Source organism: Nocardia sp. NPDC055050, from assembly GCF_053608345.1.
On sequence record NZ_JBSGVG010000067.1, the window covers coordinates 1 to 20,842 of the forward strand.

Annotated in this window: 21 protein-coding genes; 13 read left to right on the forward strand and 8 right to left on the reverse strand. The window is 68.1% G+C overall.

Features of this window, described 5'->3' with window-relative positions:
- Positions 1-140: 140 nt before the first annotated feature.
- The gene (locus ACWGCN_RS34525) at positions 141-1,283 is read right to left on the reverse strand and encodes a cystathionine gamma-synthase (RefSeq protein ID WP_379316169.1); all 1,143 of its coding nucleotides are present in this window, start codon (positions 1,281-1,283) and stop codon (positions 141-143) included.
- Between the two features lie 98 nt (positions 1,284-1,381).
- Here ACWGCN_RS34525 and ACWGCN_RS34530 point away from each other — a divergent pair, with 98 nt between their 5' ends.
- Positions 1,382-2,563 (forward strand): acyl-CoA dehydrogenase family protein, encoded by a 1,182-nt coding sequence (locus ACWGCN_RS34530; protein WP_378993088.1) that lies wholly within the window; start codon positions 1,382-1,384, stop codon positions 2,561-2,563.
- 1 nt (position 2,564) lies between these two features.
- On the opposite strand, the gene ACWGCN_RS34535 is transcribed toward ACWGCN_RS34530, so the two are convergent.
- Together ACWGCN_RS34535 and ACWGCN_RS34540 are read right to left on the reverse strand one after the other, a co-directional pair.
- Complete coding sequence (locus ACWGCN_RS34535; RefSeq protein ID WP_378993090.1) at positions 2,565-2,846, reverse strand: hypothetical protein; 282 nt, start codon at positions 2,844-2,846, stop codon at positions 2,565-2,567.
- 158 nt (positions 2,847-3,004) lie between these two features.
- Positions 3,005-4,306, reverse strand: a complete 1,302-nt coding sequence (locus ACWGCN_RS34540) for an NtaA/DmoA family FMN-dependent monooxygenase (RefSeq protein WP_452460235.1) — start codon at positions 4,304-4,306, stop codon at positions 3,005-3,007.
- Between the two features lie 158 nt (positions 4,307-4,464).
- Here ACWGCN_RS34540 and ACWGCN_RS34545 point away from each other — a divergent pair, with 158 nt between their 5' ends.
- Positions 4,465-4,809 carry a DUF6401 family natural product biosynthesis protein gene (locus ACWGCN_RS34545; protein ID WP_379315497.1) on the forward strand — a complete coding sequence of 115 codons (345 nt, stop codon included), beginning with the start codon at positions 4,465-4,467 and terminating at the stop codon, positions 4,807-4,809.
- A gap of 62 nt (positions 4,810-4,871) precedes the next feature.
- Here the strand turns inward: ACWGCN_RS34545 and ACWGCN_RS34550 are convergent, their stop codons facing one another.
- Positions 4,872-5,705 carry a mechanosensitive ion channel family protein gene (locus tag ACWGCN_RS34550; protein WP_378993095.1) on the reverse strand — a complete coding sequence of 278 codons (834 nt, stop codon included), beginning with the start codon at positions 5,703-5,705 and terminating at the stop codon, positions 4,872-4,874.
- Between the two features lie 371 nt (positions 5,706-6,076).
- Between ACWGCN_RS34550 and erm the strand changes: the two genes are divergently transcribed.
- Positions 6,077-6,901, forward strand: coding sequence for an ErmE/ErmH/ErmO/ErmR family 23S rRNA (adenine(2058)-N(6))-methyltransferase (erm, locus tag ACWGCN_RS34555; protein WP_452460234.1), 825 nt, complete (start codon positions 6,077-6,079; stop codon positions 6,899-6,901).
- A 59-nt stretch (positions 6,902-6,960) separates the two neighbouring features.
- Here erm and ACWGCN_RS34560 read toward each other — a convergent pair whose 3' ends face one another.
- Positions 6,961-8,208: a Glu/Leu/Phe/Val dehydrogenase dimerization domain-containing protein gene (locus ACWGCN_RS34560; protein WP_378993324.1), complete on the reverse strand. Its 1,248-nt coding sequence runs from the start codon at positions 8,206-8,208 to the stop codon at positions 6,961-6,963.
- Between the two features lie 156 nt (positions 8,209-8,364).
- On the opposite strand from ACWGCN_RS34560, the gene ACWGCN_RS34565 reads away from it, so the two are divergent.
- Positions 8,365-9,336 carry a LysR substrate-binding domain-containing protein gene (locus ACWGCN_RS34565; RefSeq protein ID WP_452460233.1) on the forward strand — a complete coding sequence of 324 codons (972 nt, stop codon included), beginning with the start codon at positions 8,365-8,367 and terminating at the stop codon, positions 9,334-9,336.
- Here ACWGCN_RS34565 and ACWGCN_RS34570 read toward each other — a convergent pair.
- Positions 9,304-10,686 carry a cystathionine beta-synthase gene (locus ACWGCN_RS34570; protein WP_378636216.1) on the reverse strand — a complete coding sequence of 461 codons (1,383 nt, stop codon included), beginning with the start codon at positions 10,684-10,686 and terminating at the stop codon, positions 9,304-9,306. The two genes, ACWGCN_RS34565 and ACWGCN_RS34570, sit on opposite strands and share 33 nt — an antisense overlap.
- Before the next feature lie 113 nt (positions 10,687-10,799).
- Here ACWGCN_RS34570 and ACWGCN_RS34575 point away from each other — a divergent pair, with 113 nt between their 5' ends.
- Together ACWGCN_RS34575 and ACWGCN_RS34580 are read left to right on the forward strand one after the other, a co-directional pair.
- A complete protein-coding gene (locus ACWGCN_RS34575) occupies positions 10,800-11,669 on the forward strand; it encodes an SGNH/GDSL hydrolase family protein (protein WP_378636213.1) in 870 nt (289 codons plus the stop codon).
- A gap of 61 nt (positions 11,670-11,730) precedes the next feature.
- Entirely contained in the window at positions 11,731-12,951 is a 1,221-nt protein-coding gene (locus ACWGCN_RS34580) for an acetyl-CoA C-acetyltransferase (protein WP_378993100.1), read from the forward strand.
- Between the two features lie 178 nt (positions 12,952-13,129).
- Here ACWGCN_RS34580 and ACWGCN_RS34585 read toward each other — a convergent pair whose 3' ends face one another.
- Both ACWGCN_RS34585 and ACWGCN_RS34590 read right to left on the reverse strand, forming a co-directional pair.
- Positions 13,130-13,987: a Bax inhibitor-1/YccA family protein gene (locus ACWGCN_RS34585; RefSeq protein WP_378636207.1), complete on the reverse strand. Its 858-nt coding sequence runs from the start codon at positions 13,985-13,987 to the stop codon at positions 13,130-13,132.
- A 150-nt stretch (positions 13,988-14,137) separates the two neighbouring features.
- Positions 14,138-15,286: a class I SAM-dependent methyltransferase gene (locus tag ACWGCN_RS34590; RefSeq protein ID WP_452460139.1), complete on the reverse strand. Its 1,149-nt coding sequence runs from the start codon at positions 15,284-15,286 to the stop codon at positions 14,138-14,140.
- A gap of 402 nt (positions 15,287-15,688) precedes the next feature.
- Here ACWGCN_RS34590 and ACWGCN_RS34595 point away from each other — a divergent pair, with 402 nt between their 5' ends.
- From ACWGCN_RS34595 to ACWGCN_RS34625, 7 genes are all read left to right on the forward strand, one after another.
- A complete protein-coding gene (locus ACWGCN_RS34595) occupies positions 15,689-16,270 on the forward strand; it encodes an AMIN-like domain-containing (lipo)protein (RefSeq protein WP_452453394.1) in 582 nt (193 codons plus the stop codon).
- A gap of 24 nt (positions 16,271-16,294) precedes the next feature.
- The gene (locus tag ACWGCN_RS34600; RefSeq protein WP_452453392.1) at positions 16,295-16,834 is read left to right on the forward strand and encodes a DUF6153 family protein; all 540 of its coding nucleotides are present in this window, start codon (positions 16,295-16,297) and stop codon (positions 16,832-16,834) included.
- A gap of 65 nt (positions 16,835-16,899) precedes the next feature.
- Positions 16,900-17,499, forward strand: a complete 600-nt coding sequence (locus tag ACWGCN_RS34605; protein ID WP_452460138.1) for a DUF305 domain-containing protein — start codon at positions 16,900-16,902, stop codon at positions 17,497-17,499.
- 155 nt (positions 17,500-17,654) lie between these two features.
- Positions 17,655-18,194 carry a hypothetical protein gene (locus tag ACWGCN_RS34610; RefSeq protein WP_452460137.1) on the forward strand — a complete coding sequence of 180 codons (540 nt, stop codon included), beginning with the start codon at positions 17,655-17,657 and terminating at the stop codon, positions 18,192-18,194.
- A gap of 109 nt (positions 18,195-18,303) precedes the next feature.
- Entirely contained in the window at positions 18,304-19,590 is a 1,287-nt protein-coding gene (locus ACWGCN_RS34615; protein WP_452460136.1) for a serine hydrolase domain-containing protein, read from the forward strand.
- 108 nt (positions 19,591-19,698) lie between these two features.
- Positions 19,699-20,430, forward strand: coding sequence for a GntR family transcriptional regulator (locus tag ACWGCN_RS34620; RefSeq protein ID WP_452460135.1), 732 nt, complete (start codon positions 19,699-19,701; stop codon positions 20,428-20,430).
- Positions 20,431-20,515: 85 nt separating this feature from the next.
- Positions 20,516-20,791 (forward strand): hypothetical protein, encoded by a 276-nt coding sequence (locus ACWGCN_RS34625; RefSeq protein WP_378993112.1) that lies wholly within the window; start codon positions 20,516-20,518, stop codon positions 20,789-20,791.
- Positions 20,792-20,842 lie beyond the last annotated feature (51 nt).

Consider the following 20,842-nt stretch of genomic DNA (forward strand, 5'->3'; position numbering starts at 1 on the left):
AAACCCCACACCGGCCCCTCGGGCCGCCGGGCCGCCCACCCACCCCTCCCCTCCCCCCCCCCAACCTGCCCAACCCCCCCCCCACCGGCCCCCACCCGCACCCCGTTGGCCCCCGCTTCGTCATGTGTGTCGGGTCCCGCTCAGCTCAGCGCCTGTTCGACATCGGCGAGGAGATCGCTGATGTCTTCGATGCCGACCGAGAGCCGGACCAGATCGGCGGGGACTTCCAGCGCCGACCCCTCGGTGCTGGCGTGGGTCATGGCACCGGGGTGTTCGATGAGCGATTCGACACCGCCCAGCGATTCGGCCAGCGTGAAGATCTCGGTCCGCGAGCAGAACTTCAGCGCCGCTTCCCGGCCACCGGCCAGGCGCACCGAGATCATGCCGCCGCTGCGACGCATCTGCTTCTGCGCGATCTCGTAGCCGGGGTGCGTGGGCAGACCGGGGTAGATGACCTGCGAGATGGCCGGATGGTTGGTCAGGAACTCCGCGATCACCTCGGCGTTGTCGCAGTGCTTCTCCATGCGCACGGCCAGGGTCTTGATGCCGCGCATCGTGAGGAAGGCGTCGAACGGACCGGGGACCGCGCCCGCGCCGTTCTGCAGGAACGCGAAGTCCTTGTCGAGGTCGGCGCTGTTGGTGATCAGCGCGCCGCCGACGACATCGGAGTGACCGCCGAGGTACTTGGTGGTCGAGTGCAGCACCACGTCGGCGCCGAGCAGCAGCGGCTGCTGCAGGTACGGGGTGGCGAACGTGTTGTCCACCACCAGCTTCGCGTCGGCCTCGTGGGCGATATCGGCCAGCGCGGGGATGTCACCGATGCTCAGCAACGGGTTGGTCGGCGTCTCGATCCACACCAGCTTGGTGTTGGGGCGGACAGCCGCGCGCACCGCGTCGAGGTCGGCGATGTGGGCGGGCGAGTGCTCGATGCCCCACTGGCTGAAGACCTTGTCGATGAGCCGGAAGGTGCCGCCGTAGGCGTCGTCGGGAATCACGATGTGATCGCCGGGGCGCAGCATCGCGCGCAGCGCACAGTCGGTGGCCGCCATGCCCGAGGCGAAGGCACGCCCGTAGCTGCCCGATTCGAGGGCCGCGAGGTTGGCTTCCAGTGCCGTGCGGGTGGGGTTGCCCGTGCGCGCGTACTCGTAGCCACCGCGCATGCCGCCGACGCCGTCCTGGGCGAAGGTGGAGCTCGCGTAGATGGGCACGTTGACCGCACCGGTCTGAGGATCGGGTTCGTATCCGGCGTGCACGGCCCTGGTGGAGAATCCCAGCTCACTCATCACCTCAGACTAGTTGGCCTGCTCCGGGTGCGATCGCTGGGGTGGCGGCCTGGTCGAAGTGTCGGTTTCGGGGCTGGTACTGCGGTTAAGCTCACGCCATGGTCACTGTCGAAGAGTTGTTCGCCATCGATCCGTTGCTGTCGTCGGAGGAGCGCGAAATCCGCGACACGGTGGCGCGATTCGGGGAACGCAGGCTGCGACCGCACCTCGCCGACTGGTTCGAGCAGGGCACATTCCCGGTCCGCGAGATCGCACCGGAACTGGGCAAGCTCGGGCTGCTCGGCATGCACCTCGACGGCTACGGCTGCGCGGGCGCGTCGGCCACCGCGTACGGCCTCGCCTGCCTGGAACTCGAAGCCGTCGACTCCGGCGTGCGCAGCATGGTGTCGGTACAGGGCTCGCTGGCGATGGCGGCCATTCATTTCTTCGGTTCCGAGGAGCAGAAGCAGCAGTACCTGCCCGCGATGGCGGCCGGTGAGGTGATCGGGTGCTTCGGGCTCACCGAACCCGATTTCGGGTCCAACCCCGGCGGCATGCGCACGCGGGCGCGCCGCGACGGTGACGACTGGATCCTGAACGGGTCGAAGATGTGGATCACCAATGGGTCGGTGGCCGATGTCGCCGTCGTCTGGGCGTATGCGGAGGAGCCCGGCGCGGACAAGGCGCGGGTGCGCGGCTTCCTGGTGCCCGCGGGCACACCGGGTTTCACCACTCGCGAGATCCATCGCAAGCTGTCGCTGCGCGCATCGCTCACCGCCGCACTGGATTTCGACGATGTGCGCCTGCCCGCCGATGCCGTGCTGCCCGAATCACGGGGGCTCAGTTCGCCGCTGGCCTGCTTGAGCGAGGCGCGATTCGGCATCGTCTTCGGCGCGCTCGGCGCCGCGCGCGACTGCCTGAGCGCCGCGATCGACTACGCCCGCACCCGCGAGGTGTTCGACAAGCCGCTCGCGGGCTATCAGCTCACCCAGGCCAAACTGGCCGATATGGCGCTCGAACTCGGCAAGGGGCAGTTGCTCGCGCTGCACCTGGGCCGGTTGAAGGATCGACACGAGATCACCGGCGAGCAGATCAGCGCGGGCAAGCTGAACAGCACGCGCGAGGCCATCAAGATTGCTCGCGAATGCCGGACCATCCTGGGCGCCAACGGCATCACCCTCGACTACCCGGTGCTGCGGCACGCCAACAACCTGGAATCCGTGCTGACCTACGAGGGCACCGCCGAGGTGCACCAGCTGGTCATCGGCAAGGCGCTCACCGACGCCAACGCGTTCCGGTAGGTCAGGTTCGGGCCGACAGGCTCGGCCTCGGCGCGGGCCTGATCATGCCGCCGGCGAAGGCCGCGGCGAGCATCACGATCACCACGGTGAGCACGGTCAGCGCGATCGGCACGGTGATCGCTGCGGGAATGCCGAGCAGGGTCAGCCCGGCCACACTGCCGCAACCCCAGAAGATCGCGGCGGCGAGACGACCGAGCAGGGGTGCGTAAGGCGAGCGGCGCCAGGCGCGGGAGACCCTTGTCTGCGCCGAATACCCTGCGCTAGCAGCGATTACCGTGCTCATGCCGAACAGGTGAACGGCCGGGTCGGTGACCTGCACTGCGGGATCCCTTCGCTCGCCGGGCTGGTTTGCCGAAAGTTGTCTCCGAACGGTTATACCCATTCAGAGTCCATCGGGCGCCCGGTTCACGCAAGTCCGCGATCTCGATCACATCTCGTCGGCTACGCCCTCGTCGTCGAGGTCGGCGCGGGCAGTTCCAGATTCTCGCGGTAGGTCGCGCCCAGATAGTCGGTGTCGAGCAGCTTCCGGCGACGCAGCTCGGGCAGCAGTCCGTTGACGACGAAATCGTGGGTGCGCTCGTCGGTGAACCCGCCGAGGGAGATCACGTCGAGCACATTCGCCCGATAGCGCTCCTCGATCGCGTCGGCGAGTTGTTCGGGTGTGCCCGCCGCTGCCCAGTGGCCGGTGTCCTTGGCGGCGATGACGAGTTCACGCAGCGTCGCGCCGGAGGCGGCGAGCTTGGCGAAGATCTCGACCCGGCCGCGTCGCCGGTGTACCGAATCCAGTTGTGGCAGCAATGTTTCCGGGATGGGCTTGTCCAGCGGTAGCTCGGACAGGTCGATGCCGCCACCCAGCATGTCGGCCAGTTGACGGCGCCCCGCCTCGAAATCGGTGGCTTCGGCGGCCTCGCGAACCAGCCTGTGGGCTTCTTCCTCCGTCGCGCCGTAGGTGGCGTGGAAGGAACTGAAGATGAGCGGAAGCCCGTCCGGCCTGCCCAACTCGGTGGCGCGGGTGCGGATCTTCTTCGTGTAGGTGATCGCATCCTCGAGCGTGGCCAGCGAGGTGAACACCACCTCCGCGAATCGTGCGCCGAGTTCGACGCCGCCCGCGGATTGACCGGCCTGGAACTGCACCGGCCTGCCTTGGGGCAGCGGCGGGATGTTCAGCGGGCCGCGGACCGAGAAATGCTGTCCGGCGAAGTCGATCGGCCGCACGAGCGATTCGTCCAGGGTCGCGCCCCCCGCGCCGTCCGGCCGCAGCGCACCACGGCGCCAGCTGTCGAACAGCGCGTTGACCACCTCGATGGATTCCGTGGCGCGCGCGTAGCGCTGCTCCGGGCTCGGTAGATCGCGGTCGCCGTAGTTCTCCTCGCCCAGCGACGAGGTCACCGCGTTCCAGGCCGCGCGGCCGTTGCTGATGTGGTCGAGCGTGCCGAAGAGCCGGGCCAGGTTATAGGGATGATGGAAGGTCGTGGACACGGTGGCGATCAGGCCGACATCGGTGGTCACCGCGCCGAGGGCGGCGAGCTGGATCAGTGGTTCCTGCGCGCCGATCGCCCCCTGGGCGCCGAAGCTGAGCAGGTCCGCCGCGAAGATCGCACCGATCTTGTTCTGCTGTGCGATCCGCGCGATCCGGATACCCTCCTCGAGCGTGGAACGGGTCGGGTCCAGTGCCGCGGCGTACACATCGCGTGATCCGCTCACCCCGGTGACGGTCTTCAATTTCCGACGTTCGCTGCCCATGGTCGACAGTCCAGCAGGGCGCTGCGCGAGCGACCATGGTTGTGCTCAACCGAATTCGATCGACCCGCGAAATGGTTGCGACATATTCGCCCGGTCACGCTATCGATCTTGAATCGATCCAATTTCTTCAGCGACGGAGAGATTGCTACCATATTGCAATGTTTGCGCCAGGTCCCGCGTTGCTCGAACTCTCGGCGCAACGACAATTACAGCAGTTGAACACCGAGTTCGGAGCACCCGCGGCCGCCGTCGCCGCGGTGGTACCCGGACTGTCCGCCCAGCTCGACCAGCATGCCGCCGCGGTGCGCGACATTCTCGCTCTCGGCGTCGACGATTCGACGCGGGTGCCGCTCGGTATTCTGCTCGCCGGTTATGTCCGCGGACTGCTCGACCATTTCGCCGAGCGGGCCGACGGGTTCTTCGCGGGTGCGCCGGACAACTGGCACGACGCCGACTGGCTGCAGTTGCGCCTTGCCGCGGTGTGCGCGTACGCCGCCGACTGATACCCCACCGACGACATCGGCGCACCGCCACCCGAAGGTGACGGTGCGCCGATGCCCGTTGATCACCGCACGGTTTCGCCGCCCCAGCCCGGCTCGCCGCCGGGGTAGGTCGCGCCGGGCGTGACCCGCGCCTGCTCGGCCGCACTCGGCGCCACCCGCTCGCCCTGACGCTCGGCGTCCTCACGTCCGCGCTGGTAGGCCTGGGCATGGCCCTTCATCGCCGGCATCTCCGATTCCAGGTTGCCGAGCCAATTGCTCCAGCGCTGCTCCATGGGCCTGACCAGGCCGCCACCGACACCGACCACCAGGATGCCGCCGATGGTGGCGAGCACGGCGATCAGGACCGGGGTGGTCACCGAGGTCGCGACACCGATCTGGTTCAGCGCCGCGATGATGCCGATACCCCAGATGAACACCGCCGCGATCCGGCCGAGCATGTGCCCGTAGGACAGCCCGCCGAGCGCGTTGGAGACGAGATCGCTCACCGCGTGCGCGATCGCCGCGGCGATCACCACGATGATGATCGCGACCACCGCCTTGGGCAGCCACGCCACGATGCTGGTGAGCAGCGCACTGACCGGGTTCGGCCCGAACACCGCGAAACCGATCTGCAACGCGATCAGCAGAATCGCGTAATAGGCGATCTTGGCGATGATGTCGGAAGCGTCATATTTACTGCGGGACATCATTTTCCGCAGTTCGCCACGTTCGACGAGCTTGTCGAATCCGACACGTTCCAGCACCGCGTTCACGATCTTGGCGACCACCTTCGCGATGATCCAGCCGACGAGAAGAATGGCGATGAATGCCACCGCTTTGGGGACGAACTGCGCGACCGAACTCCATGCGTCGGTCAAGCCCTGCTGGAAATCTATCGCAATGACGGAGGTATCCACGGCCTATCCTTTCGCTCATTCCGATCAGTGCGGCTGAATTGCCGATGCACCTGTTCGTGCTGCTTACCCAGGTAATTACCATCGAATCCGCGCAGTTGCGATAAATTTGCTCACGGCCGGTCAGAGCCACAATGACCCACGGATCTCCTTCCGCCCAGCCCCTCGAGCCGATCGGCGCCGGTCCGAAATTCGGTTGCCTGGTTCTCGACCGCTTCCTAGAGTCGGTCCCATGTCGTGCCACTACTTCATTCGCCTCCGCTACAACCGGGCTCTGGCCCGCTAGCGGACGCGGATAACTTCATCGGCGTCCACCGGCGCGCCCAGGGCCCTTCGAGACTCATTCGACTCGAAGACCCGAAGGGGCAACTGCCGTGGCGCAGGATTTCGCACATCGAAACTACTCACACACTCAGCGCAAGGTCACCGGCAAGAGCGGCGGTCGGACCGCCCGTGACCACGCGAGAAGAACACTGTCCCAGAACTTTCTGGTGGATCGTGCCGCCGTCGAATCGATAGTGACGGTGGCCGATCCGGCGGGAACAGTTCTCGAACCCGGTGCGGGCGAAGGCGTTCTCACACACGCACTGGCTCGCCGGGGCGCTCAGGTCACCGCGTACGAGATCGATCCGCTGCTCGCGGCCAAGCTCTCGGCACGAACCCGGTCCGAGAACGGAATCCGCGTCGTCCGTGGCGATTTCACCAAGGCCAGGGCTCCCCGTGAGCCGTTCGCCGTGGTGGGCAACATCCCGTTCTCCGTGACCGCCGAGATCGTCGACTGGTGTCTGACCGCACCGGCCCTGACCTCGGCGACACTGCTCACCCAACGCGAATACGCCCGCAAGCGCACCGGCGACTACGGCCGCTGGAGCCTACTGACCGCGACGACCTGGCCGTGGTTCAGCTGGGAACTCCACGGGCAGGTACCCCGCGACAGCTTCCGCCCGATCCCGTCGGTCGATTCGGCGATCTTGCGGATCACCAGAAGACCGGAACCACGTGTGCGACAGCAGGATTCCTACACCGAGCTGGTCCGAACCGGCTACTCCGGTATCGGTGGCACGGTGCGCGCTTCGCTGCGTACCCGATACCGAGGCGTCGACGAAGCGTTGACCGCCACCGGCATCGACCACAGCACTGTCGTCGCCTATGTCCACCCGGACCAGTGGGTGGAGTTGCACTCGATACTCACTCGCTGACCAGGAGTCGGTGCTGCCTTCACTCGTGCGGGCAGCACCGTCCTCCGCATGCCGCGCTGTCAGGGGATGACGACCGGTCCGGTGAGCGGTGACGGGTCGTCGGCCCAGCGGTGGCCGATCTCGCGGGGGGTGATGTTCTCGTCGGCCCATGCGATCAGCAGCTGTGCGACCTTGTCGTGCATGGTGGTGCGGAGCCGGTCGAAAGAGGTGTCGGGGACGTCGTCCACTTCGCCGAGCAGCAACCACCACGCCCAGGCCACCGCACCCGCGTTGGCGACGAAATCGGGCAGTACCGGGACACCGCGGGCGGCGAGCATGGCCTCGGCTTCCGGTGTGGTGGCGGCGTTCGCGGCTTCGACGACGATGCGCGCCCGGATGTCGTAGGAGTTGTCCGGCGTGATCGCATACGAGATCGCCGCGGGCACAAGGATATCGACGTCGGCCGATATCACGGCACCGCGCGGCATCTCCTCGATGCCCGCGGGCAGGCGGGACCGGTCGATCTCGCCGTAGCCGTCGCGCAGTTCCAGCAGCGCCGGAATGTCGAGGCCCTCGGCGCAGTACAGGGTGCCCGCGGCATCGGCCACGGTGGTGATCTTCATCCCGGCCTCGTGCAGGTAGTACGCCGCCGCCCCGCCCATGGTGCCCACGCCTTGGATCGCGGCCGTCGTGTCGGCGGGCGCCTGCCCCCACTGCACGGCCGCGGCCAGACAGGCGTGCGCGACACCGAAACCACCGATGACGTCACCGAGCAGGAAGCCGCCGTCGACCGCGACGTTGAGCCCGCCGCGGACTCGCGCCAGCGTCGCCGCCGGGTCGGCGGAGCGCCGGATGGCGGCGTGGAAGCTCTGATCCAGGTCGAGCTTGACGAAGACCGCGTCGATCAGGTGCTGCGGGACCCCCAGGTCCTCGGCGGTCACCCAGTGCGTGTCGAGCCACGGGCGCATCGCCTCGCAGAACCGCTCCAGCACATCCACCGCGCGCGGATCCTTCGGATCGAAGTCGATCCCGCCCTTGGCGCCGCCGATCGGGAGGTCGAAGGTGGCGGTCTTGTTCGCCATGCCTCGCGCCAGGTCCTCGACCTCGCGCAGGGTGCAGCCGGCGCGCATCCGGGTGCCACCGGTGGCCAGGCCGCCGCGCAGGGTGTGGACGACAAGGTAGCCGACCGCGTCGGTGCGCGAATCCGTCCAGTGCAGACGCAGGTACGGCTCGCAACGACGGTTCGCGGGAGTGATGGCCGGATCCGTCGATGTGCCCGCAACGCCGTGCGAACTCACCTGCGGCATACCTGTGCCCGGGTCGAGCATCGTCATGGTGCCCACCTCCTCATTCGTCGTGATCGCCTGTGGCGGACCTCGTCGTCCCCGGTAGCACCAAGCCTGCGCGGCCCCTGCCCGCGCGTCTATTTACGGTTCGTTCACGGCACCCTTCACGGTTCCTGCACAGTGCATACGCTCGGTGCTATGGACCTGTCTCTGGCCCGCTTGCGAATGTTGCGCGAACTACACCGGCGCGGCACCATCACGGCCGCCGCGGCCGCTCTGCACTACACCGCGTCGGCGGTCTCCCAACAGCTCGCACAGCTCGAACGCGACGCGGGCACCCGGCTGTTCGAACGACGCGGGCGCCGAGTGCAGCTCACCGACCTCGGGATCGTGCTGGCAGAGCACGCCGAAGAGATCCTGGCCGCGGTCGAGCGCGCGACCCAGGCGCTCGAGGAAGCGGGCGGATCGGTGACGGCGAAGATCACCGCCGGAGTGTGGGCGTCGGTGGCCTCCGGGCTGCTCCCCGACGCGCTCACCACCCTCGCCGCCTCACACCCGGGCATTCTGGTGCGTACCACCGAACTCGCACCGGAGTCGACGGCCGCCGCGGTCCGTGACGGCACGCTGGACCTGTCGTTCGTTCTCGACTACTCGAACTATCCGATGACCTGGGACCGTGGCCTGGAGCGGGCGGTCATCGGTGTCGAACGGATCCACGCCGCCGTCCCGGCAGGCGCGGTGCCCGCCGCAGGGGTGACCCTGGCCGAGTTGTCCGAGCATCCGTGGATCATCGCGCCCGCCCGGTCGCACTTCGGGCACGCGGCGCGGCTGGCGTTCCAGTCGGCCGGGCTGCGGCCGCGCATCGATCACGAGCTGGAAGAGCAGGCGACCTCGATGGCGATGGTCGCGGCCGGTCTCGGTGTGACACTGGTGTCGGATCTGGGTCTGGCGTTGCGCCCACCCGGGGTGGATATCGTGGCGCTCGGCGACGCCCTCACCCGCACGGTGTCGCTGGCCTACCGCACCAACTCGGCGGGCCGGGCCGCGCTGCTGCTGGTGGTGGACGCGATCCGGACCGCCGCGGCGAAGAAGGGACTCGCCCCCGATATCCGCACCGCACCCACCGTGCGCCGAACCTCAGATGCTGCCGGTGCTCAGGAAACCGAGTAGATCGTGGCGGGTGATGACGCCGACGGGCTTACCGTCTTCGACGACCATCAGCGCGTCGGAATCCGACAGTGCCTTGGTGGCGGTCGAGAGTGGCTCGCCCGAGCCGATCAGCGGGAACGACGGGCTCATGTGCTGGGCAACGGAGTCGGTGAGATTGGCGCGGCCTTCGAACACCGCCGAGAGCAGGTCGCGTTCGGTGACGCTGCCCGCGACCTCACCGGCCATGACCGGCGGCTCGGCGCCGACGACGGGCATCTGGGAGACGCCGTATTCGCGCAGGATCTCGATGGCGTCGCGCAGGGTTTCCGACGGGTGGGTGTGCACCAGGTCGGGCAGGGCGCCGGACTTGCCGCGCAGCACGTCGCCGACCAGCGGTTCCGGGCCGGCTTCCAGCGGAGTCTGGAGGAAGCCGTAGGAGCTCATCCACTTGTCGTTGAAGATCTTCGACAGGTAGCCGCGGCCACCGTCGGGCAGCAGCACGACCACCACGGCGTCGGGATCACGGCGGGCGACCTCGATCGCGGCGACCACGGCCATGCCGCAGGAACCACCGACCAGCAGACCTTCCTCGCGTGCCAGGCGCCGGGTCATCTCGAAGGAGTCCGCGTCGGAGACGGCGATGATCTCGTCGGGGATCGACGCGTCGTAGGCGGTGGGCCAGAAGTCCTCGCCCACACCCTCGACCAGGTAGGGGCGCCCGGTGCCGCCGGAGTACACCGAGCCCTCCGGATCGGCGCCGATGATCTTGACCTTGCCGCCGGACACTTCCTTGAGATACCGGCCGGTGCCGGAGATGGTGCCGCCGGTGCCGACGCCCGCGACGAAGTGGGTGACCTTGCCTTCGGTGTCGGCCCAGATCTCGGGACCGGTGGTCTCGTAGTGGCTGTCGGGGCCGCCCGGGTTCGAGTACTGGTTGGGCTTCCAGGCGCCCTCGATCTCCCTGACCAGGCGATCGGAGACGTTGTAGTAGCTGTCGGGGTGCTCCGGCGGCACGGCGGTCGGGCAGACCACGACCTCGGCGCCGTAGGCACGCAACACGTTGCGCTTGTCCTCGCTGACCTTGTCCGGGCACACGAACACGCACTTGTACCCGCGCTGCTGGGCGACCAGCGCCAGGCCGACACCGGTGTTTCCCGAGGTCGGCTCGACGATCGTGCCGCCCGGCTTCAGCAGTCCGTCCTGCTCGGCGGCGTCGATCATCTTGACCGCGATCCGGTCCTTGGAGCTGCCGCCCGGGTTCAGGTATTCGACCTTCGCGGCCACCAGGCCCGCGTTGGGGCCGACCACCGAGTTCAGCCGAACAAGGGGGGTGTTGCCGATGAGATCGACGACATGATCCGCGATGCGCATGGTGCCGAGGGTAGCCGAGCACTTGCGCCCGACGCCGAGCGGAGGGGCGCCCACCAGGCCGCAAGTGGCCGACATCTCCGTTCCTCACGATCTCCGTCGTAGAATTTTCGAATGTGAGCGCACCTCGAATCAGCTGGCGGACGGCGGCCGTGACCGGAGCGACGACGGTGCTCGCCGGATCGAGCGCCGGAACCGTCTCCTGGGCGACGTATCGATTGCTGATGACGCAGGCGGGTGCGGCGCGCGCGGTGATCGGCCGCGATACCTCCAAGCCGCCCGAGGCCGATGGCGTGTACGCACCGGGCGCGAGCCTGCCGGAACCGTGGCGTAAGACGACGCCGGTCGACCTGCACCTGATGATCTTCGGCGACTCCACCGCGGCCGGGCTCGGCTGTCTCGGCGCCGCCGATGTGCCGGGGGTGCGGTTGGCCCGCGGGTTGGCCGAGGCCACCGGCCTGCGCATCCGGTTGAGCACCAAGGCCATCTCCGGCGCCACCTCGAAGGGCTTGGCCGGACAGGTCGACGCGATGTTCGTGGCGGGGCCGCCGCCGGACGCGGCGGTGATCCTGGTCGGCGCCAACGACATCACCAAGAAGCACTCCATCCGGGCCTCGGCGCGCAGGCTGGCCGCCGCGGTGTCGCGGCTGCGCGAGGCCGACGCGCTGGTGGTGGTCGGCACCTGCCCGAACCTGGGCACCGTCACCGCGATCCAGCAGCCGCTGCGCACGATCGTCGCGAACTGGAGTGTGCGGCTGGCCAAGGCGCAGACGGTCGCGACCACCATCGCGGGCGGCATCGCGGTGCCGATGGGCTCACCGCTGGTCGCCTCGGAGTTCCGCGCCGCGCCCGAAATCCTCTTCGCCACCGACGGATTCCACCCGTCCGCGGCAGGCTACGAATTGGCCGCCGCGCAGCTGCTCCCCGTGCTGATCGCCCAGGTGCGCGACCGCCCTGCTCTTCCCGTCGCGCAGCTGGAGACGTAGATTCGAGAATGACCGGCATGTAAACAGCCGTTCACGTCGAACAACGCGAAAAGGAGTCCTCATGCCCGAGGCCGTCATCGTCAGCACCGCCCGTTCCCCCATCGGCCGTGCCGTCAAGGGGTCACTGGCGGGAATGCGCCCGGACGACCTGACCACGCAGATGATTCGTGCCGCGCTGGCCAAGGTGCCTTCGCTCGACCCGACGCAGATCGACGACATCATTCTCGGCACCGGCTCCCCGGCCGGTGAGGGCGGCTTCGGCATGGGCCGCATCCTCGCCATCCAGCTCGGCCTCGACGTCGTCCCCGGCACCACCGTGCAGCGCTACTGTGCGTCGTCGGTGCAGACCACTCGGATGGCCTTCCACGCCATCAAGGCAGGCGAGGGTGACGTGTTCATCTCCGCCGGTGTGGAGACCGTCTCGCGCTACGCCCGTGGCTCCGCCGACAGCTCCCCCGACACGAAGAACCCCGAGTTCGCCGAGGCCGAGGCCCGCACCGCCGAGACCGCACAGGGCGGCAAGGGCGCATGGCACGACCCGCGTGAAGACGGCCTGCTCCCCGACGCCTACATCGCGATGGGCCAGACCGCCGAGAACGTCGCGTCGCTGACCGGCATCTCGCGCGAGGACCAGGACCGCTGGGGCGTGCGCTCGCAGAACCGTGCCGAAGAGGCCATCAAGGCCGGCTTCTTCGAGCGGGAGATCACCCCGGTGACCCTGCCCGACGGCTCGATCGTGAGCAAGGACGACGGCCCGCGCGCCGGCGTCACCTACGAGGCGGTCAGCCAGCTCAAGCCGGTGTTCCGTCCCGACGGCACCGTCACCGCGGGCAACTGCTGCGCGCTCAACGACGGCGCCGCGGCGCTGGTGATCATGAGCGACACCAAGGCCAAGGAGCTGGGCCTGACCCCGCTGGCCCGCATCGTCTCCACCGGTGTCTCCGGCCTGTCGCCCGAGATCATGGGCCTCGGCCCGGTCGAGGCCGTGAAGCGCGCGCTGGCGATCGCGGGCAAGTCGGTCTCCGACATCGACCTGTTCGAGATCAACGAGGCCTTCGCCGTGCAGGTGCTCGGTTCGGCGCGTGAGCTGAAGATCGACGAGGACAAGCTCAATGTCTCCGGCGGCGCGATCGCGCTGGGCCACCCGTTCGGCATGACCGGTGCCCGCATCACCACCACCCTGCTGAACAACCTGCAGACCTACGACAAGCAGTTCGGCGTGGAGACCATGTGCGTCGGCGGCGGCCAGGGCATGGCGCTGGTCATCGAGCGCTTGAGCTAGTCCGCCTCTCCGCGTCTTCTGGCCAGGATCGGGTGCCGCGAGACATCCGACGCGGCCAGACTTCGCAGTCGGCCGAGTCAGCCGGTCCCCGGTGAGTTACCCATGTACTCGCTGGACATAGTCGAGCGGCTCCCCACAGATCGTGGGGAGCCGCTCGGTTTGTTTGTGTGCTTCTAGATCAGTCGCGCTGGAAGTAGCTCAGCAGGCGCAGGATCTCGACGTAGAGCCAGACCAGGGTGATGGTGAGGCCGAGGGCAACGCCCCAGGCGGCCTTCTCGGGGGCCTGGGCGCGGATCAGCTGGTCGGCGGCGTCGAAGTCGAGCAGGAAGCTGAACGCGGCGATGGCGATGCAGACCAGGCTGAACACGATCGCCAGGGCGCCACCGTCGCGCAGGCCGAAGCCGCCGTCGGTGAAGAAGCTCGCGATCAGGTTGCCGACCATCAGCACCAGCACACCGACCATCGCACCGATCAGCATGCGGGTGAAGCGGGGGGTCACGCGGATGGCGCCGGTCTTGTAGACGACGAGCATGCCGAAGAACACGCCGAACGTGCCGAGCACCGCCTGGCCGATCAGGGCGCTACCGCCCACACCGCCGAATTCGGTGTCGGTGAACATCAGCGACAGCGCGCCGAGGAACAGGCCCTCGAAGGCCGCGTAGGACAGCACGATGGCCGGGTTGTCCATCTTGCGGCCGAAGGTCGCGATCAGGACCAGCACCAGGCCGACGATGGCGCCGCCGATGACGAACAGTGGCGCCAGCGACGGGTTCGCGCTGGACAGCGCGAAGGAGATGATCGCCGAGACGGTCAGCACCGCGAGGGTGATGCCGGTCTTGGTGACCACATCGTCGATGGTCATCGCGCGGGTGGCAGGGGCCTGCTGGAATTGCTGGCCGTACTGCTGCCCGTATTCGCCGTACTGCTGGTTGCCCAGCTGGCCCGCGCCGGCTACGCCCGAACCGAAGTTCGCGTAACCGCCGACACCCTCCTGGCGGGGAAGGTTCTTGAACACCGGATTCGATGAGGTACGCACCGTGCGCCTTTCTTGGAGTTACGAGTCGCTGTACAAGCTCCAACTGCCCTGTTCAACGCGCCACGATCGGACAAAGTTCCCAGCGATCCGGTCCATGACCACACCGCCCGCCCGTTCGGACAAATCGGACTCTACCGCGTTCGGGTCGCCCTATCGTTGTACGTCGCGCAGACCACGAACGGACCGCGTGACCGTGAACTTCTGGTTCCGGCCGATCACATCGGTGCGCCCCACCATCCGCTCCACCACGCCGCGATAGTTCAGGTGCGAGTTGTACACCGTCCACAGCTCGCCGCCGGGCCGCAGCACGCGCCCGGTCTCGACGAACATCTTGATCGCCGAACCGGTGTGCACGGCCGCGCCGACATGGAAGGGCGGATTGCACAGCACCAGGTCGGCGCTGTTGTCGGCGGCCGAGGACATGGCGTCGTCGCGCACCACCGTCACCCGATCGCCGACGCCGTTGGCCTCGGCGGTGGCCCTCGCCGAGGCGACGGCGGCGGCGGACTGGTCGGTGCCGACCACCCGGATGTACGGGCGCGACTTGGCCAGCGCGACAGCGAGAATGCCGGTGCCACAACCGAGATCGACGGCATCACGCGCGTCGGGCTTCATCCGGTCCATGTGTTCGAGCAGGAAGCGGGTGCCGATGTCGAGGCGCGAGCCCGAGAAGGCCGCACCGAAAGCGACGACGTCGCCGTCGATCTCGATGACGTGCTCGCGCGCCGGGAACCGGGGTTCGCCCACCGGCAGCGGTTCGCCGACCACGAGCACGCGCGACTTCTGCCGACCCCGGCCCGCGCGGACCTGCGCGAAGAATTCGGCGAGTATCTCGTTCATGGCCGGAGTGAGGTACTTGTCGCGACCGCCCGCGAACACCACCACATCGCCGGCGGCGTGGCGGGCGATGGCCTCGGCGATCTCGGCGACACCCGACAGCATCCGCGGCAACCGCATCACGACCACGCGCGCCCCGGACAGCAGGTCGGCGTCGAGGGCGTGGGCGGTGTAGCGATCGGTGAGCCCGAGGGTCTTGGCGTTGGCCGCCAGCGCAGATTCGCCGGTGATCAGGTCCTGGTGCACGCGAATACCGGCGAGTCCGTGCTGCGCGGCGATCCCGAGGGTGAGCGCGCCGTACGCGTCGCCGATCACCGCAACCTCACCGCTACCCGCGGCCGCGAGGGCATCGGCGGCTGTGTCGAGGATCAGTCGGTCGGCGGCGTCGACGGCATAGAGGTTCGGCGCCTCCACATCCGGATACCGGCGTAGTCGGTCGAATACGTCCTCAACACTGTCCACCCGGCAAGTGTGCTAGATCGTTGCCCCACCGTCACATCCGGCCCCGGTATCGACAGGCGAGGTGGCTCCGGAGGGGTCGCCGTGAGATGTATTTCACTGAGCACTAACGGGTTCCGTCGATTTGCGACGTCCTTGCAGATCGCTCCGGATTCGCCGGTCTCACGAATTTCGTTGTTCCCCAATGCTTCGCCGAAGGTCACCGCCCGGTCCGTGCCGGAACCGATCGCCGCAGGTCGCGCTAACCGCGGAACTGGTACGCGTTCACCGAAAAACCCGGCCCCGACCTGGGCGCATCAATCGCAACAGCTCCCATTTCGAAGTAATCAGCAAACTTTCGGTAGCCCGAACACACCCCGTGTTACTTCGCCCACCACGCCGCTGTCCCTGCGTAGCATCAGCCCCATGCGCAACGCCCTCGTGTTCGTGCTGATCGCCGCGGCCGCGGTTTCGGTATCCGGCTGCGGCACCGACGACGCACCGGCCGCCGCGCCGCCGACAACAACGAGCACCACCAGCACGTTCGCCGATGCCACCGGCGAAGTGCCGGCCGACGCGAGCCCGAAGTCCGGCGCGGCCTCCCCGGGTGCGGCGCTGACCGTCAGCGATATCCGGATCGGCAAGCAGCCCGGCTTCGACCGCGTGGTCTACCAGCTCGGCGGCACGGGCTCCCCCGGCTGGCAGGTGGCCTACACCGACAGCGCGGTGCAGGACGGCAGCGGCAAGACCGTCGACGTGGCAGGCCGCGCGATTCTCGAGGTGCGCATTCTCGGCTCGGCGTATCCGTTCGACTCGACCGTCGCCCCGTTCGCCGGGCCTGATCCGGTGACCGATCCGGGCACGCCGACTATCACCGGCGTCTACAAGAAGCTGGTCTACGAGGGCGTCACCCAGTCGTTCATCGGCCTCGACGCCGACCAGCCACCGTTCTCCGTCACTGCTCTCGCCGATCCCCCGCGCCTGGTCGTCGACATCGCCACCCCGTGATTGCTACCCCTACCGGGTATCACGATGGCGATCGCTAGACTGGTCGCCGTGATGGACCAGCAGCCCGCGCGCGCACCCGGCATTGCCAGGGCGCTCGCCGTGTTGACGCTGCTCGCCGGGATCGTCGCCATGCACTCCGCGGTCTTCGGCACCGCGCACGCGAGCGACAGTGCGCACGGCCCGCAGGCTCCGGTCGCCACCGACCACTCGGACCCGCGTTCGGCCGCGGCTCCGCCCGACCAGCACGCCGTGTTCCCCGCGATCGACCACTCCACGCAAGATCTCGCCGGAGCACCGTCGACAGGCTCGACGCTGTCCATCGCCGCCCCCACCGACCCGCACACGGGCTGCGGCGCGGCGGGCTGTGATGAGCACTCCGCCGTCCACGCCTGCGTTTTCGTCCTGGCCGCACTCGCCATCGCACTGACCCTGGTCCTGCTCTACCGCCTCGGCGACACCTCCGAAGCCGCTCGGCAACCGTCGAGGGCATGGCGCGGCCGACGCGAACGCCCACCACCATGGACCGTCCTCACCCTGTCCCAACTGGCGATTCTGCGGATCTGACAGGCACGGCACCACGCGTGCCCTGCCAGTTTCGACACCTCACCCGAATCCCCAGGAGGATCACCATGTCCATCAGCCGTACCCACATCCTCGTCGCCGCGGCCGCCACCGTCTTGTTCGCGGCGGGTTGTAGCGACGACAGCACCACCGCGCACACCACCGAGCACTCCACCACCACCGCGACCAGCGCCGCCGCGAGCACCGACTTCGACGATGCCGACGTCACCTTTTTGCAGATGATGTACCCGCATCACGCGCAGGCCGTCGAGATGGCGAAGATGGTGCCGAGCCACACCCAGAACCAGCAGCTCATCGCACTGGCCGCCCAGGTGGAGAAGGCACAGGCCCCGGAGATGCAGCAGATCACCGACCTGCTCGCCGGTTTCGGCAAGCCCGCGCCGAGCGCGACCGAAGGACACGGCGGGCACGACATGCCCGGCATGATGACCGACGCGCAGATGAGCAGTCTGCAGGCCGCGAACGGCGCCGATTTCGACCGGCAGTGGCTGGAGATGATGATCGAGCACCACGAGGGCGCGGTCGGGATGGCCCAGACGGAGCTGAACGCCGGTGTGAATCCGCAAACACGTCAGCTCGCGACGACGATCGTGGCCGATCAGGAGGCTGAGATCGCCACCATGCGCGGCATGCTCGGACAGAACTGATCGGGTGCGGCGCCGGGCCCGACACCCCGGCGCCGCGTCTCGGTTCATCATCGAAATCGCCACCGCGACCTGACGTCACCCGGAAGTTGCCAGTACGGTCGATATGTTCGGCTCCGGCCCAACCGGTGCCTGCAATCTCGAGGCAGGAGAGAGAAATGCGAGTACTGGAACGGCTGGGGCTCGGGACCGCGTTCGCGGCCACCGCGACCGGAGTGATCTTCCTCGGCGCCTGCTCCCAGCAGGTACCGGGCACCGCCGAGGTGAACCAGAGCGAGCTCGCCTCGTACACCTCCGAGGTGGCGGCGTCCTCGGCGGCGGCGGCGTCGTCGAAGGCGGCGAAGATCGAGGCGGCCAACGACACGGCGTGCGACGGCCTGCGCTCGGCCAACAAGACCTCGGTGACCTCGTTCAACGCCTACATCGCGGCGTCCAACGATCAGGCCCCCGATGCCGACGCCAAGGCCACCGACGCGGTCACCACCCTGCGCAACAGCGCCAAGGACCTCGACCGCAAGATCACCGCCGATGTGATCCCCGATCTGTCCGTGCCGCTGCGCGCCTACATCGAGAAGACCAACACCCTCGCCGACACCCTCGAACGCCGGGCGCCCACCGACGAACTCAACGGCGTGATCGACATTTTCAACACGTCCAAGGACGAAGCGATCGCGGTGTGCACGCCGTACGGCAGCTGATTCCCTCGTAACAAGAACGTGATCGTTCACGATTCCCCTCCGGACACACCATCTGGAGGGTTGCGTGCAGGGCTTTCTGAAATACGTTGTGGCAGCGACGATTACCGCGATGACCCTGATTTCGGGGGCATGGCTCCCGAGCTCGGCGAAGGCCGACCCGGTCACCGCGAAGCAGTGTGAGGTCACCACCGGCCGCACCCCGCAGTCCGCGACACCGGCCGAAGCCGCGCTCGACCCCGCCGTGCTGGCCGCCGCCATGGTGCGGGCCACCGACGTGACCCGCTTCAACATCCAGCTGTACCGCAACAACTGCCTGATCGCGACGGGCCCGCGCAACGCCGAATCCGGCGGGGTGGCGTGGAATCTGTGGAGCGGGACCAAGAGTGTCGTGGCGCTCGTCGCTGGGGCCGCCGTCGACGAGGGGCTGCTGCGGATCGACGAGCCGATCGGCCGCTATCTGCCACCGGGCCTCGGCGACGCCGCGCACCGGGAGATCACCGTTCGCAATCTGCTCACCGAGTCCTCCGGCATGGAAGTCGCCGTCGCCGCGGAGGGCGCGACCGGGCTGGCGCAACTCGATCCCAATGTTGTCGCGCAGGCCCTCGCGATGCCGATCGAACGCCCGCAGGGCACGATGTTCCGCTACAGCCAGCGCGCGGTGGACCTGCTGGTCTACGTGGTCCAGCAGTCGGTCGGCGAGGATTTCCAGAGCTTCGCGCAGCGAAAGCTGTTCGACCCGTTGGGCATCGCCCGCGGCGACTACTACTGGGCCCGCGACCGTGCCGGAAACACCTACGGCCACGCGCATTTGATCCTGCCGCCGGACGACTTCGCGAAACTCGGTCTGCTCGTGGGCAATCGGGGCCGCTGGAACGACGGGCAGGTGATCTCCGAGGACTACATGCGCGCGGCCGTGTCACCGTCGCCGAGCATGCCCTGCTACGGCTTCCTGTTCGTGATCAACGGCGCACCGTGTCGGCTCGAATTCCCCGGACTGCCCGACGACGCGGTGAAGATGTCGGGCATGCTGCGCAACGACAGCTTCATCGTGCCCAGCCTCGGCCTGGTGCTGAATTGGACCGGTGTCGCGACGGTGGGCAGTTCGACCACCTACACCCACGACGTGATGCGCACACTCGTCTCCGCGTTCCGCGACCAGCAGATCCCCGATCCCGGCGAGTATCGGGAACGTCCCGATGTGAGCGTGACCGATCCGATGATCGCCCGGCCCGATGCCTTCTTCGGCACGCTCGGGGTCGGCCCGTACGCCTACCCCGGTTGCAACTTCCTCGACTGCCTCGGCGAAACTCCGAAGGCCCCGTTCGCGGATTCGCCACCGGGATGCGTCATCCTGGGATGCGTCGGCACCGACCCGCGTACACCGGGAATCCGCTGATCCGGGTGTAGATCTCTGGGCTCCTCGGCGCCGGTCGCGTATTCTCGGTTCCACCGGATAGGACCAGTAGGGACCGGTCGGCCTACCAGGAAAAAGGAGCCACTGGCGATGCCCGCACCGCTGCGCGACAGCGCAGTGCCCAAACACGAACAGCTGCGCGCGATCCTGCTGCAGAAGTGCACGCGCGAGCTACAGCCGGGCGACCTGCTGACCAGCGAGCGCAATCTGATGCAGGACTACGGCGTCAGCCGGATCACCGTGCGCGAGGCGGTCGGTCAGCTGGTGAACGAGGGATATCTGGTCCGGGTTCGCGGCAAGGGCACCTTCGTCGCACACCGGCCCGTGCAGTCGCGGCTGCACCTGGCCTCGTTCACCGAGGAGATGCGCGCGCTCGGCCACCATCCGACCACCCTGGTGCTCGTTGCCGAGGAAGCGATAGCGCCCGAGGCCACCGCCCGCGTGCTGCGTCTGCCGCAGGGCGTGCTCGCCTATCACGTGCGCCGATTGCGGTTGGCCGACGACGATCCGGTCAGCGTCGACGACGCCTGGTTCAACCCCGAACTGGTGCCCGGCCTGATCTCGCACGACCTCACCGGCTCGATCTACCGGACCACGGCAGACCGCTACGGCAGGCCGATCGAACGCGCCGTGCAAACAGTCGACGCCCAGGCCGCCGAAGCCGGTGTCGCGGCGCTGCTCGGCGTCAAGAAGGGCGCTCCCGTACTGCATTTCGACCGGGTGTCGTTCAGCGCGGAGGTGCCGATCGAGCACACCCAGAGCTGGTACCGCGCCGACCGCTACCGCGTTCAGATGGAAGTGGGCCAGCGGCCACAGGCGTAGCGGACCGCGCCGATCTGGTGTGAAATCAGCGTATTTCAGTTACCGTCTGGGAGCTATCACAGCGAAGCTCTCGGAGGTATCAGCCATGTCCATCCGTCAAACCACCGCCGCCAGGGCAGGCCTGCTGGCCGTGCTCGCCGCGGGAACCCTGCTCGGCACCGCCGGCACCGCCGGCGCGGTCGGCAGCGCCGATTGGGATCTGCTCCCCTCCGGTTCGGTCGTGATCGGCCCACCCACCGGTAGCTCGATGGGCTCGGTCGACGTCGGTAGCGGCACCGGCTCGTTCGACGCCGACCTCGGTTCCAGCGCCCCGCCCCCGCCGTCGACGGGCTCGGCCGCGCTGCCGATCTTCGGACGCTGACCCGTCCCCGCGCCGCCGTGGCCGACTGCTCGGCCTCGGCCCCGCCGACAC

Coding starts and splice junctions, on each gene's coding strand:
- ACWGCN_RS34560 (WP_378993324.1), bottom strand. CDS start 8,208: ATGCTCGACCCGGGCACAGGTATGCCGCAGGTGAGTTCGCACGGCGTT.
- ACWGCN_RS34615 (WP_452460136.1), top strand. CDS start 18,304: ATGACCCTGATTTCGGGGGCATGGCTCCCGAGCTCGGCGAAGGCCGAC.
- ACWGCN_RS34595 (WP_452453394.1), top strand. CDS start 15,689: ATGCGCAACGCCCTCGTGTTCGTGCTGATCGCCGCGGCCGCGGTTTCG.
- ACWGCN_RS34540 (WP_452460235.1), bottom strand. CDS start 4,306: ATGGGCAGCGAACGTCGGAAATTGAAGACCGTCACCGGGGTGAGCGGA.
- ACWGCN_RS34600 (WP_452453392.1), top strand. CDS start 16,295: ATGGCGATCGCTAGACTGGTCGCCGTGATGGACCAGCAGCCCGCGCGC.
- ACWGCN_RS34545 (WP_379315497.1), top strand. CDS start 4,465: ATGTTTGCGCCAGGTCCCGCGTTGCTCGAACTCTCGGCGCAACGACAA.
- ACWGCN_RS34525 (WP_379316169.1), bottom strand. CDS start 1,283: ATGAGTGAGCTGGGATTCTCCACCAGGGCCGTGCACGCCGGATACGAA.
- ACWGCN_RS34565 (WP_452460233.1), top strand. CDS start 8,365: ATGGACCTGTCTCTGGCCCGCTTGCGAATGTTGCGCGAACTACACCGG.
- ACWGCN_RS34535 (WP_378993090.1), bottom strand. CDS start 2,846: ATGAGCACGGTAATCGCTGCTAGCGCAGGGTATTCGGCGCAGACAAGG.
- ACWGCN_RS34620 (WP_452460135.1), top strand. CDS start 19,699: ATGCCCGCACCGCTGCGCGACAGCGCAGTGCCCAAACACGAACAGCTG.
- ACWGCN_RS34610 (WP_452460137.1), top strand. CDS start 17,655: ATGCGAGTACTGGAACGGCTGGGGCTCGGGACCGCGTTCGCGGCCACC.
- ACWGCN_RS34530 (WP_378993088.1), top strand. CDS start 1,382: ATGGTCACTGTCGAAGAGTTGTTCGCCATCGATCCGTTGCTGTCGTCG.
- ACWGCN_RS34625 (WP_378993112.1), top strand. CDS start 20,516: ATGTCCATCCGTCAAACCACCGCCGCCAGGGCAGGCCTGCTGGCCGTG.
- ACWGCN_RS34570 (WP_378636216.1), bottom strand. CDS start 10,686: ATGCGCATCGCGGATCATGTCGTCGATCTCATCGGCAACACCCCCCTT.
- ACWGCN_RS34605 (WP_452460138.1), top strand. CDS start 16,900: ATGTCCATCAGCCGTACCCACATCCTCGTCGCCGCGGCCGCCACCGTC.
- ACWGCN_RS34580 (WP_378993100.1), top strand. CDS start 11,731: ATGCCCGAGGCCGTCATCGTCAGCACCGCCCGTTCCCCCATCGGCCGT.